Annotated in this window: 11 protein-coding genes and 1 tRNA gene; 11 read left to right on the top strand and 1 reads right to left on the bottom strand. The window is 44.3% G+C overall.

Going from position 1 to position 15,918, the window contains the following annotated elements:
• Window positions 1–12: 12 nt before the first annotated feature.
• The 11 genes from LA337_19030 (at window position 13) to vexE (ending at window position 14,289) form a co-directional block, all read left to right on the top strand.
• Window positions 13–86: transfer RNA gene (locus LA337_19030), tRNA-Gly, on the top strand.
• A gap of 877 nt (window positions 87–963) precedes the next feature.
• Window positions 964–1,488, top strand: coding sequence for a Vi polysaccharide biosynthesis protein TviA (locus LA337_19025; protein UBI15236.1), 525 nt, complete (start codon window positions 964–966; stop codon window positions 1,486–1,488).
• 255 nt (window positions 1,489–1,743) lie between these two features.
• Entirely contained in the window at window positions 1,744–3,021 is a 1,278-nt protein-coding gene (gene tviB / locus LA337_19020) for a Vi polysaccharide biosynthesis UDP-N-acetylglucosamine C-6 dehydrogenase TviB (GenBank protein UBI15235.1), read from the top strand.
• Window positions 3,022–3,023: 2 nt separating this feature from the next.
• The gene (gene tviC / locus LA337_19015) at window positions 3,024–4,064 is read left to right on the top strand and encodes a Vi polysaccharide biosynthesis UDP-N-acetylglucosaminuronic acid C-4 epimerase TviC (GenBank protein ID UBI15234.1); all 1,041 of its coding nucleotides are present in this window, start codon (window positions 3,024–3,026) and stop codon (window positions 4,062–4,064) included.
• Window positions 4,065–4,093: 29 nt separating this feature from the next.
• The gene (gene tviD, locus LA337_19010; GenBank protein ID UBI15233.1) at window positions 4,094–6,589 is read left to right on the top strand and encodes a Vi polysaccharide biosynthesis protein TviD; all 2,496 of its coding nucleotides are present in this window, start codon (window positions 4,094–4,096) and stop codon (window positions 6,587–6,589) included.
• Window positions 6,589–8,325: a Vi polysaccharide biosynthesis glycosyltransferase TviE gene (gene tviE, locus LA337_19005; GenBank protein UBI15232.1), complete on the top strand. Its 1,737-nt coding sequence runs from the start codon at window positions 6,589–6,591 to the stop codon at window positions 8,323–8,325. The genes tviD and tviE overlap by 1 nt, the downstream gene beginning before the upstream one ends.
• Window positions 8,326–8,370: 45 nt before the next feature.
• A complete protein-coding gene (gene vexA, locus LA337_19000; protein ID UBI15231.1) occupies window positions 8,371–9,438 on the top strand; it encodes a Vi polysaccharide ABC transporter protein VexA in 1,068 nt (355 codons plus the stop codon).
• Window positions 9,439–9,447: 9 nt separating this feature from the next.
• Window positions 9,448–10,242 carry a Vi polysaccharide ABC transporter inner membrane protein VexB gene (gene vexB, locus LA337_18995; GenBank protein UBI15230.1) on the top strand — a complete coding sequence of 265 codons (795 nt, stop codon included), beginning with the start codon at window positions 9,448–9,450 and terminating at the stop codon, window positions 10,240–10,242.
• Window positions 10,243–10,267: 25 nt separating this feature from the next.
• Entirely contained in the window at window positions 10,268–10,963 is a 696-nt protein-coding gene (gene vexC / locus LA337_18990; protein ID UBI18514.1) for a Vi polysaccharide ABC transporter ATP-binding protein VexC, read from the top strand.
• Window positions 10,964–10,985: 22 nt separating this feature from the next.
• The gene (vexD, locus tag LA337_18985; protein ID UBI15229.1) at window positions 10,986–12,287 is read left to right on the top strand and encodes a Vi polysaccharide ABC transporter inner membrane protein VexD; all 1,302 of its coding nucleotides are present in this window, start codon (window positions 10,986–10,988) and stop codon (window positions 12,285–12,287) included.
• Between the two features lie 19 nt (window positions 12,288–12,306).
• Entirely contained in the window at window positions 12,307–14,289 is a 1,983-nt protein-coding gene (gene vexE / locus LA337_18980; GenBank protein ID UBI15228.1) for a Vi polysaccharide transport protein VexE, read from the top strand.
• A 297-nt stretch (window positions 14,290–14,586) separates the two neighbouring features.
• Here vexE and LA337_18975 read toward each other — a convergent pair whose 3' ends face one another.
• On the bottom strand, window positions 14,587–15,123 hold the full coding sequence (locus tag LA337_18975; GenBank protein UBI15227.1) for a GNAT family N-acetyltransferase: 537 nt from the start codon (window positions 15,121–15,123) through the stop codon (window positions 14,587–14,589).
• Between the last annotated feature and the right edge of the window lie 795 nt (window positions 15,124–15,918).

Here is a 15,918-nt window from a genome sequence, read left to right as displayed (position 1 = left end):
ACGCACTTCAATGCGGGCGTAGTTCAATGGTAGAACGAGAGCTTCCCAAGCTCTATACGAGGGTTCGATTCCCTTCGCCCGCTCCAGTTCTTCTACTCACTGACTCTCCTGATTCAATTATCCTTCTAAATTTCAATGTGTTACTTCGTTTATCGTTAATCGGACTCATGTCATAACTATGTAGGCCAAAGCGACTGTGGTAGAAAGCTGGTGGGATTTGATACTCCTTCTGAGAGATACTCCCTGTGAAACTAACAATCCACATGAGCTAATAAAGGAATGTTTAAAGCGTCTGCACATCTACCAAAATTAATAAATTACATGTTTATTAAGGTAACTGATTTAATTCTAATCATCCGACCACGAGATTGTTCAAATACATAAAAAATACGAGTTAGCCTACTACTTCTTACCATTTCTAATACTTGCAAGGTCGAGCGGATCGTAAGCCTTGTATATATTACATCAATACTGTCGAAGAATACGGAAAATATAGTGAGATTGGCTATAGTTATACTGATTAAGATCTCACCCAGTACCAATAAAAATTTAAGCGTAGGGACATGCGTGACAATTCAGGCATATCACCTCTAAGCGTGGTGTGTATGTCGTGAATTTGTAAGATAATGTTTCTGTGGGTTTTGAGACTTTTCTCATTTTGAATAAAAGATGAAAGTTTGTTTTCACAGTCATTGCTAATAATACAACCAATAAGAGCAATAAATTGCCAACATTCATTAGTATTTCAAATCCAAAATGGAATGATTGATAGGTTTTAGTTATGGATGGTGAGGGGTTGATATCACATCCTTGTTGTGTAAAAGTTCATTTCATGTACTTAGCAATATTAATAAAATAAATTACTCGGTTGTTAGGTATTTGCTTAGAGGGTAGGTGTGCTTGAAAGTACGCCTTTACCTTTACCATGGATGAAATAGAGTTGTTTGAGGTTATGGAGGCTTCATGAAGTATCAACATTTCTGGCCACCAAATGATATTTACTTTGGGGTTGGCGTCGCTGGTATTATTGATGAAATGTCACTGATTACAAACGAAAGAAATTATTTATTCGTGAGCCTTAATCGATACAGCTTGCGCAGTACGTTGATCTTTTTTTCACGGAATAAAGATATTAATAAAATCATAATCATCATTTCCAGTTCACGATTGATGCCTTTAGCTCTTTTTTGGCTGGATAATATCAAAAATGTTATTGCTGTTTTCGATACCACAACGCCAGTGCCGGAGATGATAAAAAAAATAAGCCTGTATCGAAATGGTGACAAGATAACGGCAGGGCGGAGGGAATGCAGCTTTAAGATCAGCAAAAAAGATATCATGAAGATGAAGTATTTCTTGACCGAAAGCGGTATGGAGGAGCTACAGGATAGATTTATGAACTCACCGTCTACATTGTATCGTTGGAGAAAAGAGGTCGCCATGAAATTTGGTGTGCGGGACCCTCGGTATCTTCTATTGCCAGATTAAACAACCATGCATTAACTCAGTAACAATTACATTTTAAGATCCGGAATTTAATTACTGTTTTAGTACGGATTCTGCATACGACTTTCGTATGATTATAATTAGAAAATATACAATTCTAGTCTTAATTAGACTGAAAATTATCGCAATCACAATACCAATAGATATGCTGGCTAAGCTCGCCAGGGGCGGTAGCATTCCAGAAATATCTGGGATTAGTTTAAAATTAATAAATACTAAATAAAGGACTTATCAGTAATGATCAGCAAAGATGATGTGAAAATTGCCATTATCGGACTCGGATATGTTGGTTTACCGTTAGCCGCTGAATTTGGGAAAATTCGTCAGGTGGTTGGTTTTGATGTTAATCATAAACGTATACTTGAGCTAAAAGAAGGGATCGATGTCAATCTCGAAACTACAGAAGAAGAGTTACGTGATGCTCGTCATCTGACATTTACTTCATCAATTGATGAAATCAGAGAATGCAATTTTTACATCATTACTGTCCCGACGCCGATCAACGATTACAAGCAACCAGACCTCACCCCTTTGATCAGGGCAAGTGAAACCGTTGGCAAGGTACTGAAACCGGGGGATATTGTCGTGTATGAGTCTACGGTATATCCAGGATGTACCGAAGAAGAATGCGTGCCGATACTGGAGCGCATATCAGCGATGACATTTAACAAAGACTTCTTCGTTGGCTATAGCCCAGAGCGTATCAATCCCGGCGATAAAAAATACCGACTGACAACTATTAAGAAGATTACCTCTGGTTCAACTGCGGAAACGGCCTGTTTGGTTGATGCAATCTATCGACAGATCATCACGGCAGGAACATACAAAACCGAAAGCATTAAGATCGCGGAAGCGGCAAAAGTGATCGAAAATACCCAGCGTGATCTCAATATCGCGCTGGTAAATGAATTGGCTATTATCTTTAACCGATTAGAGATCGATACTGAAGCCGTGCTGCGAGCCGCGGGAAGTAAATGGAACTTCCTGCCATTCCGTCCGGGACTGGTTGGTGGTCACTGCATTGGTGTCGATCCTTACTATCTGACTCATAAATCTCAGGGCATCGGTTACTATCCAGAAATTATCCTCGCAGGCCGTCGACTCAACGATAATATGGGCAACTATGTTTCGGGACAGTTGATTAAAGCCATGATCAAAAAAGGAATTAACGTTGAGGGTTCTAACGTTCTGATTCTGGGGTTTACTTTTAAAGAAAACTGCCCGGACATCAGAAATACCCGCATTATTGATGTTGTAAAAGAATTGGGTAATTACAGTTGTAATGTTGATATTTATGACCCTTGGGTTGATGCCGAGGAAGTGGAAGAAGAATACGGGATTATACCTGTATCGGAAATCAAAACTGCATCTTATGATGCCATTATTGTCGCAGTCGGACATGAGCAGTTTAAGCTGATGGGGAGTCATGATATTCGTGGGTTTGGAAAAGATAAACATGTGCTTTATGATCTGAAGTATATTCTTCCCCCTGAGCAGTCAGATGTGAGGTTATAATCATGACAGCTTATGATGAATTAAAAATACAACTTGTTCTTGAACCAAAACGTTGGCTTATTACTGGCGTAGCCGGTTTCATCGGCTCAGGGTTATTGGAAGAACTGCTCTTTTTAAATCAAACGGTAATTGGGTTGGATAATTTTTCAACTGGCTATCAGCATAACTTAGAGGACGTGCGCGCCGCTGTCAGTGAAGAACAATGGTCCCGGTTTACCTTTATTCATGGGGATATTCGATCGTTTGCCGATTGCCGGGCTGTTTGTGAGAACGTCGATTACGTTTTACATCAGGCTGCTCTGGGAAGCGTACCACGTTCTTTACAGGATCCTATCACGACAAATAGTGCTAACATTGATGGTTTTTTAAATATGTTGACGGCGGCGAGAGATGCACATGTATCTGGTTTCACCTATGCAGCAAGCAGCAGCACTTATGGCGACCATCCCGATTTACCTAAAATAGAGGAACGGATCGGCCGACCATTAAGCCCGTATGCGGTAACAAAATACGTCAATGAATTATATGCTGATGTGTTTGCACGTAGTTATGATTTTAACGCTATTGGCTTACGCTACTTTAATGTCTTTGGCCGCCGCCAAAATCCTAACGGCGCATACTCCGCAGTCATTCCACGTTGGATACTATCACTACTTAAAGATGAACCGATTTATATCAATGGCGATGGTACAACGAGCCGTGATTTTTGCTATATAGAGAATGTAATTCAGGCCAATCTATTATCAGCAACGACTAATAACTTAGCCTCAAAAAATAAAGTCTATAATGTGGCTGTCGGAGATAGAACGTCACTTAATGAGCTTTATTATCTTATTCGCGATGGATTAAATTTATGGCGGGATGAGCAAAATTGTGCTGAGCCAATTTATAAGGATTTTCGTGACGGTGACGTTAAGCATAGCCAGGCTGATATAACCAGAATAAAAAAATTGCTTTCGTATGAGCCAGAGTTTGATATCAAAGAAGGACTGAAACAAACTCTAAAATGGTATATTGATAAGCAAACTATCTTGTATTCCTGAGTATAACTGCTCATTTTCTTTTTACGTGGATGAATTTAATGAAATCGTCAGGGATGTTTACGCTTACAGCAATTGGTAGTTGCCGTATTGTGAGTCCAGTAAAACGAGCTCAGCCTTATTTTAATTTTCAGGCTAACTTTAAGAAAATTTACGGGTTTACGCATACGAGCAGTGAGGCATTACAGCAAATTCGTTTTTTTCTAGGCTTGATAGATATTCCGGATCAGGTCCGACCATTTATTTTTAGACCTGCTGTAAGTTATTTAAACACCGATGTTCATAGTCCTTCTGATTTCTATATCGTTGAAATTTCGAGTCAGAAGAAGATTATGGCCTATGGATTCTGCTTACAAATAAATTATTTAACTCGTCATTTCTATGAGTTTTTTAGCCAAACAGAGCGAGCACGCGCCTACTGGTCGCTAGCGTCGCAAGGAAATCAGCACAAACTACTGGCCTATCTCAAAGACGATCCCTGTTTTGCAGGAATGTCGGAAAGCGATCGTGCCTTATTAAGCAGTATCAATGTCGAGCAGATGGATGAGCATGCTATCGAACAGGATATGCAGGAAATCGTTCAGCTTCTCGGTCGCGATCGCGTTATGTTTATGACCCATATTGATGCTGTCACTCGTGCAGGAACTGTCATTCAGTCCCGCAGTCGGTTGATTAAAAATGTCGACACCATCGCCGCAAGGATGGGTATTCCCTGCGTTAATCCAACAAATTTGATGGAAAAATGGGGGCAAAAACGTGCGTTGGAAAAAAATGGCGACGATCTTACTCATTATACCGACATGTTTGGTGATGCTATCGTTGCGACCATTTTTAAGAATGTGATCAACAGTACTAATCATCATCTTGATGAGGGGCGGCAAGAGAAACAAGACCAAATACGTGAACTTACCTTATCGATCACGAAGCAGCTTGCGGATGGCGACATTATTGCCGCGTCACAGCAACTTTTTGCCGCATTAAGACATCAACAGAAAGAGCCCGTTCTGATTCAACTTCGATCCGTAATTTTTAGTCGCTTAGGTTATTATGAACAGGCTTATCAGGATATTAGTGATGTTGAGAAAATTATCGGTACGACTGACAGTACCTTACGTTGCCGGCTGAGGTCTCTACATGGATTAGCGCGTTGGCAGGAAGCTTTATCGACGGCCGAGATGATGCTTTCTAATGAGATTGAAGATGAAGAAGTACTTACCGTTGCCGCCAGCTCAGCCGATGCTTTACAGCTATTTGACAAGTCATATCAATACTGGAAACGTGTACTGTTATTGAATCCTGTAACCCAAAGCGGATGGGTTAGTTTCCTGAGTAGCACACAATATTTCAATGGTGGCAACGCATTTTCCGACGCTTTCCAGGCCGGCATTCAATCGCAGTGTTTAAATGATGCGTTTATGGAGACAGCGCTATCATTGGCAGTCAAATTCAGGGATGAATTGATTTTCATGAAGACGCTCGAGCAGTTACTCCGCCATGAGTCAGAATTTGCGCTGACGGTGTTGTCGACAATTCATGATACCGGCCTCGTAATCCGAACGGCTTTCTGCATCAAGAATATGAACTATCAACAGGCGCTTAGCACCTCGTATAAAGATAAACTCCACGATGTTTTTGAGGCATGGAACAATACTGCGCTGTCGCTACATTCGGTTGAAGATTTTGTCTCACTGAGTACTTCGCTGGTGTACAGCTACTCTGCATTTATGGTTTATCCCCACGCACGTATTTCTCGCTTTAATAATGAAGTTAAAGCGGCATGGCGCGATAAATTAAGAGAAATGTATGAGCGCGAGGATTATGAAAATATCCTGGCAGGGGCAAAAATTGTGTGGCCGCTTCTGGAGTTCGATCCTGTTAGCACCGTATATTGTGCAAGAACGTTGGTGAATCTTGGTGCCTGGAAAGAAGCGTGCACACTGGCCCACATGACCTTGATTCGTAACTCGAACATTACCAGCCTGCAGTCGATTATGTTACGTAGCATACGTCACATTAACGATATCCCATTTCTCATAGATTTGATTGCTAACGTCATGAGCATTTCTCCATCCTTCCAGAATGCATCAATGAACGACTTGTTCGAGAAAGAATGTCGCAATGTCGCTACCAGAGCCCTTAAATGTGTCCGCCAGAAGAAAAGCGAAGGGCGTCTGGATGAAGCATTGTCTTTATTGATTAGCATGAAACGTATTGATCCTGATGTTTCTCGTCTGATGCGTGAATATAAGCAAATTATCAGATTATTTAATGATTCTCTGAGGGATGGCGGTAGCGCTATCGCTTCTTATGAACATCTTGATTATGCGAAAAAATTACTCGTTTTTGATAGCGAAAATGCCTACGCCTTGAAATATGCCGCATTAAATGCGATGCATTTGCGCGACTACTCGCAGGCTTTGCAGTATTGGCAGCGACTGGAGAAAGTGAACGGGCCAACGGATTCGGTGACAAGGCAGGTAACGACCTGCATAACCGCATTGCAAAAGAATACATCAGGGAAGTCATAATGATAACGCAGGAAGAAAAGTTAGCGGCGCTAGGAAACACGCTTTCAGCATTGAAAAAAGAGAGGAAGCTTGCGCAAGCTATTGCGTTAATTGACAGTGAATTACCGGCCGAGGATTTAACTTCATTAGCGACGCTAAAAAAAGCAGAATTTCTTCATGATTTTAATGAAACGGAACGTGCGTACGCGCTCTATGAAACGCTGATTGCACAAAACAATGACGAAGCTCGTTATGAGTATGCGCGTCGTTTATATAATGCTGGGCTAGCCAAAGATGCACAGATGATTCTGACAAACGTTAGCAGCGGCGTTCAGAAAAAATATAACAATTATTTAGGCAAAATAAATAAGATCTGCGATTTACTCGAGCGCCTTGAAGGGGAAGCGATCCCTGTGGGGACCAACACCCGTATTATTGCGATGAAGCATGCCATCTTGTCATATCGAAATCGTCAGACGCGGCGGCTTCCTGTCGGGTCTTTCGGTCGCCTTTCACTCTGTACTGGCTCGTTAGGTAGCGGTGGCGCAGAGCGTCAGATTTCCAGGCTGGCTATCGAGATCGCCAGAAAATACCAGCAACAGGGGAAAATTGGCGGCCTAAAAGTAGAAGAACCGGTGGAACTTATTATTCGCTCCCTGTCACCGGAGCTCAGACAAGACTTTTTCCTAAAAGAAGTGCTGGAGGAACAGGTTGAGGTACTGGAAATCGCAAAGATTACCGGAAACTTCTTTGACGATGCGACAATCGAATCTCCGGAACTGCGCTTATTGCTCTCTCATCTCCCACCAGTGTGTAACTATGGCATCAAGCATCTGGTGCCCCACTTATGCGAGCGTAAGCCGGACTATCTCTCCGTCTGGCAGGATGGCGCTTGTCTGATGATTGCGCTTGCAGCGCTGATTGCTGGCGTACCCAGAATTCAACTAGGATTACGCGGGTTGCCGCCTGTGGTGAGAAAACGTCTTTTCAAGCCGGAATATGAGCCTCTCTACCGGGCACTGGCGGTCGTGCCTGGCGTTGATTTTATGAGTAACAACCATTGTGTGACCCGGCATTATGCCGACTGGTTGCAGTTGGATGCGCAGCACTTCCAGGTTGTATATAACGGCGTCTTACCGCCATCCACCGAACCTTCTTCTGAGGTGCCACAAAAAATCTGGCAGCAGTTTACGCAAAAAACGCAGGATGCGGACACGACTATTGGCGGTGTTTTCCGCTTTGTAGGCGATAAGAATCCTCTCGCCTGGATTGATTTTGCAGCACGCTATTTACATCACCATCCCGCCACGCGTTTTGTGCTTGTTGGCGATGGGGATTTGCGCGTTGAAGCTCAGCAACGCGCCGAGCAATTGGGGATTCTGGAGAGGATATTATTTGTCGGCGTCTCGCGTGACGTGGGGTATTGGTTGCAAAAAATGAACCTATTCATTTTGTTCTCTCGTTATGAGGGATTGCCCAATGTGCTTATTGAAGCACAAATGGTCGGGGTACCAGTGATTTCGACTCCTGCAGGCGGATCGGCTGAATGCTTTATTGCGGGTATTTCAGGTTTTATTCTTGATGATGCACAGACGGTCAATCTTGACCAGGCTTGTAGCTATGCAGAACAGTTGGTCAATTTATGGCGTAGCAGAACCGGTATTTGCGAACAGACGCAGTCATTTTTACAAGAGCGTTTTACCGTGGAGCATATGGTGGAAACGTTTGTACAGACCATTGCCTCACAGCCACGTTAATTATTGGACGGCATTTTTTCAATTTTTTTATTTATATAATAAGTTATGAAAAAAATTATTATTGTATTAATGACATTTATCCTGCTCTCAGGATGCACTATTCCCAGAGCGGGATTTAAGTCCAGCTTGATTAATCAGGATGATCCTCATTATCGTCTGGTCGAAGTCACGCCAGAATTAAAACTGAGTGATGCCGATAATGCGACGAAAACTATTGTCGATCCGGTCTTTGCCGAAAATAACTGGCACTGGACATCTTTGGCTAAAGGTGATGTGCTGCATATCACTATTTTATCCTCGGGCGGCGCGGGGTATTTGTCCAATAACGCGAGCGGCGACCGGGCGGATTTTGAAAATATTCTTGTGACTGACAGTAATATTGTTCAGGTGCCTTATGCTGGGACAATTCCTGTTACCGGCATGGATGTGACGCAACTGGCTGAAGAGGTCAGAAAGCGGCTTTCGCGCGTTGTCCTGAACCCTCAGGTACTGGTAACGCTCACTGCCCGCACGGGGGCCATGGTGACCGTCGAGGGCAGTGGGAAAACGGGGCGTTACCCTCTTGAACGGAGTATGAATCGTCTAAGTCATTTTTTGGCAACGGCGGCGGCGATGGAAACTACCAGCGCAGATATGATGGAAGTTCACGTGACGCGTCAGCAGCATTATTTTAATGCGCGCCTGTCAGATATTTATCAGTATCCAGCGTTGGATATTGTCTTACAGCCGGATGATCGCATTACTCTGCGCCAGGTGACCGAATATGTGAATGTTCTTGGTGCGGCGGGTGTTCAGGGGAAACATGCTCTGGTTCAGCGTCATTCCAGCGTAGTGGATGCCTTGGCGCTGGCTAAAGGATTAAACGACAATCTTGCCGATCCGCAATCAGTGTTTCTGTACAAGCATAATGAAGCAGAACAAGCGAAGCAGCAGATGCGTAAGTTGAATATCTATCATGTCAATATGGGTCTACCTGATTCATTTTTTTTAGCGCAGGCCATGCGAGTGGAAGATGGTGATATTATCTATATCTCTAACGCCTCTTTGACAGATTTCGCTAAGGTAAAAGCCGCATTCGATAGCTTTTTGATCCGTGGCTCTAATTCTTTCTAATGTCGCTATATGAATATTTTGAAAAATAATACTTATTATTTTGTAAAACTCATTTCCGTCTGTGAGTTGATTATTTTACTCATGTCGCGCGACATCAAGACGCGATATAATGGTAATGTGCTAAATTATATGATGGTATTGGCCGTGCCATTGGTATGGATAACCATTACCGTTATTTCCTTCCAATATTTGAATCGTGCAGTTCCAATATTTACTGACGATATCAGCTTTGTTATTTCAGGTATATTACCGTATCTGTTATTTCGCTACACCATTACTGCAACCATGCGCACTCGTTCATTCTTTACATCACTGGCGGTTGTCTCTCAGGTTAAAAAACGATATGTGATTTTTGCTCTCGCCGCAGTCGAATTTGTTAATGCGGTTATCATTTATATTATTGTTTCATTGATTAACTTTCTTATCTTCTCCCGTTGGGAAGCCCATAAACCGATCCTTATTTTTGAAGGGATGGTTATCGCCTGGCTGCTGGGGCTATCGTTTGGTTACTTTTGTGATGCTCTGTCTGAACGGTTTTCGCTGGTCTATAAAGCGGTTCCTGTGGTGTTAAGACCTATGTTTTTGATTTCAGCTGTATTTTATACTGCGAATGAATTGCCATATTCATTATTAAGTATATTCAGTTGGAATCCTCTTCTTCATGTCAATGAGATAGTCAGAGAAGGAATGTTTGAAGGGTACCACTCTTTTTACCTTGAACCTTTTTATCCTCTGGCATTTTCCGCAACGTTATTCCTCGCGGGCATCATTTTTCACCGGGTTTATGACACTAAAAATCACTGACTTTAGCTTCAGGAGAGACGCGTTCGTGTTCGGTTTATTAGGTTGTACACGCTATTTTGAGTCTGATAAAGGCCCGCGAGTGGTCCTTGATAAAACAGATTTTGTCATGGATTACCATGAGCATATCGGTATTCTGGCGGCTCCTGGTTCAGGCAAAACGACGCTAACTCGAGTGCTGTGCGGCATAGATGCTCCTGATGAAGGGGATTTTCTGGGGCTGCGGGGTGATGCACTTCCGCTGGGGGCAAATGCTTTTGTTCTGCCCGGATTAACCGGCGAAGAGAATGCGCGCATGATGGCCAGTCTTTATGGTCTGGATGGAGATGAGTTTTCACATTTTTGCTATCAATTGACCCAGCTTGAACAGCGCTATACCGACAGGGTGAGTGAATACTCTGTCACGATGAAAGCGCATCTGGCATTTGCCATTAATTTACTGCTTCCCTGCCGTCTTTATATTGCCGATGACAAGCTGTATACCGGGGACAATGCCTCACAATCGCGTATGCAGGAGGCGCTAGCTCATGAGCTAAAGCAGAAAGGGTTGATTGTGCTAACACGCAACCCCCGGCTTATTAAAGAACACTGCCATGCCTTTGGCGTATTGCTGCATGGGAAAATTACCATGTGTGAAGATTTAGCCCAAGCGTCTGCGCTTTTTGAACAATATCAGTTAAATCAGGCGATGATGCAAACTGATGATTATTCTTTTGATATTTAAATAGAAAATATACGGATAGCGTGTGGAAAATTCAGAACGTATTAAAAAATGGAAAGAAGGAAGGGCGAAGGTAGCAGAAGAAAGCCGAGCCTCGCGACTGCAACAAAAAGAAGAATGCGCCCTTCGCCAGAAGGAAAAAATGGCAGAATCGATAAGTCATAATCGACCAGACTCAGTCTGGTCCGCGACGGATGCTGATTCTGTCCGTAGAGCATCATTGGTTATTAAAGAACGGCGTGTTCAGCAAGCCAAACGATCGCTACGTCGACTCTTTCTTTATATTGCTTTGCCGCTACTGATTATTATGCTTATGTCGTGGTTATTAACCTCGCGTTTTTACAGCGCGGATGCCACCTTTATTGTGCAAACTGATGCCAGCCAGGATAATTTTTCTGGAACAGCTTTCTTTGGCGCAGGTAATGAGATGTCAGAAGGCTTTCAGGTTCGCGAGTTTATTCTTTCGAAAGAAATGATGGATCGAATGGAAAAAGAACTCGGCTTTTTATCTTATTTTGCGCAAGATGATATCGCATTATTTTCCCGCTATCACGCGCCGCTGGGAATTAATGATGATCCCTATCGTTACTATTTATCAAAAGTCTCGGTCGCTATTGATATTCAACAGGGCATGCTGCGTTTAAACGTGAAGGCACGGAGTGCGGAACAGGCTGAGTTTTTTGCCCAGCGTATTTTGGCTTTTGCGGAACAGCACGTTAATACCGTTTCAGCGCGGATGCAGCAGGAACGGATATTATGGCTGGAGAACGATGTTAAATCGGCCCAGGAAAATCTGGGGGCGGTTCGGCTTGAATTGCTAAAAATACAGCATATACAAAAAGATATTGAACCACAGGAAACAGTGACCGCGATTTATCAACTGATTGCAGGTTTTGAAACGCAACTGGCGGAGGCGAAAGCGGAATATGCGCAATTAATGGCTAATGGTTTGGATCAAAACCCCCTTATTCCCAGACTGTCGGCCAAAATCAAGGTCCTGGAAAAGCAGATCGGCGAGCAGCGTAACCGTCTGTCCAATAAGTTAGGGTCGCAGGGATCTTCAGAAAGTTTGTCTTTGTTTGAAGATCTTCGCCTGCAGAGTGAAATCGCTAAAACACGCTGGGAATCTGCGTTACAAACCTTACAGCAGGGGAAGCTGCAAGCGCTACGTGAGAGGCGGTATTTGCTGATCATTTCTCAACCAATGGTGGTGTCGGACACCACCCGCTATGCCGATGGTACAAAGTGGTTACTGTTCTTTGTGTTGCTGGGTATCGCGTACCTGGTGACCTCGCTCCTGATAACCATCAGGCGGATGCGTGAATAAAGCTTATTAAGGAAAAACGATGAGCTTGCTCTCTACATGTGAAAAAATATCGCCTACCACCCTGCTCAAACAAGAGGATTGGGATGGGCTATACCGCTATTTTGCTCAGCATCCTGAAAAAGTGCTCGATAGTGCCGGAAATGAGCAGAATATTATTATCTTCGCCATTGCGTGTTTACGTAAAGATGAAACAGATGCCGGGATGGCGTTATTGTCCGACCGTGTGCTGACGGCAAGGAATAGTCGTAATTTATTGCGACGATGGGTTATTTCGCCGCTGGCATCACATCATCGGGACACTGTACTACAGGTGGTTAACAAACTGCTGGCGGTGAATGCGTGCCAGCCGGATGATGTTCTGCTGGTCGCAAGCGCACTGCTTAAAAGTAAACAATATACGACTGTTGCTGATTTAACCGAGCGGGCACGGCTCGTTTTTTCTGGTAACAGCAAAATTTTTGCGCTCCATTTGCGCAGCTTGACTCTGGCGGATAAAGGGCAACAGGCAATCTCGCTGGCCAGAATTCAGGCGCAGGAAGTTCCCCCACGGGTAGATATGATTGCGACCTGCCTCAGTTTCTTAAATAAAAGCCCCCTACCAGGCGATTATGACCTGGCCTGCGCATTGCTCCCTTTCTTCGCTTTAGAAAAGCAGGAGTCGGCGGGTCTGGCGATTGATACGCTCTGCGCTGTTGGCAAATATCAGGAAGCCATTCAGACTGGAGAATCCGCATTAGCCCGTGGGTTAGATGGCGCTGCGCTGCGTCGTAGCCTGGGGCTTGCCTGCTATCAATCCGGCCGCAGCCAGGAAGTGAAGCTTCAGGCCGCTGAGCATTGGCGTCATGCTCTACGTTTTACCCCTGATAATTTGCGTATCGTGACCCTGTATACCGATGCCTTAATCAGAACGGGTCAGAACGAGAAAGCCATTCCGTTGCTGCAACAGTCGCTCGCTTGTCATCCTGCACTTCATTATGTCAGAGCAATGTATGCTCGAGCGCTGCGTCAGGTGGGGCAATACGCTGCTGCCAGCGATCAATTTGTACAACTGGCAAAGGAAAAAGGGGTTACGAGCAAATGGAACCGTTATGCCGCGGCGGCGTTGTTACAGGCGGGGAAAACAAGCGAAGCGGAAAACGTTTTTGCACACTATGTTCGGGCCAGGGGAAATCATCTGCCTCAGTCATTCGAGGAGGGGCTGTTGGCGCTTGATGGGAAAATTTCCGCCGTTAACCTGCCGCATGAGCGCCTTGACTGGGCATGGGAAATTGCCGGCAAACAGTCAGGTATCGAGCGCCATGAATGGGAGCGCCGAGCGAAGTGGGGCTATCTTGCAGATAATTTTCTCCTCGACTGGCTTGAATGCCGAGGAGAGCAGGCCGACGAACCCATGTACCGATTGGCCGATATATCGCATGTTGAGCAGTTTTTCCGAGGGCTGCAGCTCGATCAGCGTGGCTGCATTATTGTCTCGGCTCATCTGGGCGCAATGTATGCCGGGCCGATGATCCTGTCTTTGCTGGAGATGAACAGCAAATGGGTGGCTTCCACTCCTGGCGTGCTCAAAGGGGGCTACGGTGAGCGATTGATTTCGGTTAGCGATAAAAGCGAAGCGGACGTGGTCAGGGCATGCATGCAGACCTTACATAGTGGGCAGTCGCTTGTGGTGGCGATAGACGGTGCGCTGAATTTGAGTGCGCCGACTATCGACTTTTTCGGTCAGCAGATTACCTACTCTTCCTTTTGCTCTCGCCTTGCCTGGAAAATGCACTTGCCAACCGTATTTGGTGTTCCGGTTTGGCGAGACGGGCGCATCCATTTTGTGCTGGAGAAAATGGTCTCTCCGCATAGATTCGAAAGTCAGTCTTCTTTCATTGCTCGCTGGAAGGACAATTACCTTAAATGTGTTACTCAAATCCTGAAAAGCGGTCCGGAAAACCTGAGACTTTCGGGAGGGATTTGGCGAAACATCACGCGTAGGGATGAATCAACTTCGGGCTGAAAAGACGTCAGTCCTACGATGCTTATGACGCATCAGGTGGGACCGCCCGCTAAGTAAAACTGAGTGAGTGTATTTTTAAAGCATCCGTTCATTAACGTTCGGGTGCTTTTTTCGTTCTAACAGGCTTAACTATTTGAGAATTAAATAATAACTACGTTATGCCGGGATTGTTATTCTGTTGGTCTGAATGTACGACATATTGGCCGGATGACAGGAGGCATTACTATGCGCTTGGGTCACACAAATTTAGCTGTGGGTTACCAGAGGGCAGTATCCTGAAGTCATCCCTAAGTAGTGTTAAATAGCGGCACCGGAATCTGCTGGTAGGGTGCTGTCGCCTGCGCCCAGGTTGCGTTGCAGTAATACCGTATCAAGCCAGAGTCCATGTTTAAAGCCAATGTTCTTTAGCGTGCCGATTTGCGTAAATCCGGCCTGTTGATGGACCTTCAGCGATCCCTGATTATTGCTGTCGCCGACGATGGCGATCAACTGCCGATAACCGTGCGTTTCGGCCCAGTCAATGACATGGCGGAGCAACGCTTTTCCCGCCCCCTGACGCTGTGCCGTCGGGTCAATGTAAATCGAATCTTCGAGGGTATAGCGGTAGGCATAACGCTCGCGATAGCGAGTGAGATAACAATACCCTATGACCTTATCTTCCTGCAGCGCAACAACCCACGGCAGTCCCAGACTGCGGATTTTTTCCAGACGTGCCAGCATCTCGCGGGTATCCGGCGGGTCAGTTTCAAAGCTGCCGGTACCGTGAATAACATGATGGGCGTAGATATCGCGTATGGCGTGGATGTGCTCTTCTTCTGCGTTAACGATTTTCATTGTTCAGTCCCTGTTGGCGTCTTAGTCAAGATTACCTGAAAGGCTGAAGGGAAGGTAAGTGCAAAAAATTATGCTGAGAGCGCTACGCTCAATAAAATTAAGCTTGCTATCTGTAGGGTTAAAAAGTTGTTTGTGGTTGATATCGTCAATAATACACAAGGTTGATAAATACATTCCCGAGTAGAGCAAAACACAATTTCTCGTGCAGGTATTCTGTCGAATATCAAAATACCAATTATGGTAGGTTTCACTCATGGATTAAAAAACTCGTTTGATTTCATTGGATTTTTACTGTACCTAATTCTTCTCGCAACTGTATCCTTATTTTCATCTTATTGGTCCTGTTTGAGGACGGAAATTAAGTTATATTACGTATATTGTTATCTTTATTCTTAGCAGAGTGCACATATCAGATTTTTCTCTATCCATCTCGCAAAATAGTTACCATGCAAACAGTTGCGCGGTGTAGCTATGCTAACCAGCAATAGTTATCAGCAGCACAAGGTTTCGTCATGCAAACTTAATCTAAATCCAGAATTCAATCCCAAGAGTATTAGGAAAATTTGGTCTAAAATACTTTTTTTGTCTAAGAATTTTCTTATCACATAGCCACGAACTACGCTGAGTGATAAAATTTTTGAGTTTACGCCTCCTTTCCAACGATTAGAGGACGAGGCTCGGGTAGTCAATAATACGAAAGAATTAATTGCTTCATAACCCTATTACGAAATAAGCGATAGTGCATGTTACATGGTCGGCAACCGTCAGGGATTGACCGTAATCTATTGAAAACGC

Origin of the sequence: Citrobacter europaeus (genome assembly GCA_020099315.1) — a bacterium.
Classification (GTDB): domain Bacteria; phylum Pseudomonadota; class Gammaproteobacteria; order Enterobacterales; family Enterobacteriaceae; genus Citrobacter; species Citrobacter europaeus.
Note: the sequence above shows the minus strand (reverse complement) of the source record. Positions and strands in the feature narration are given on the sequence as shown.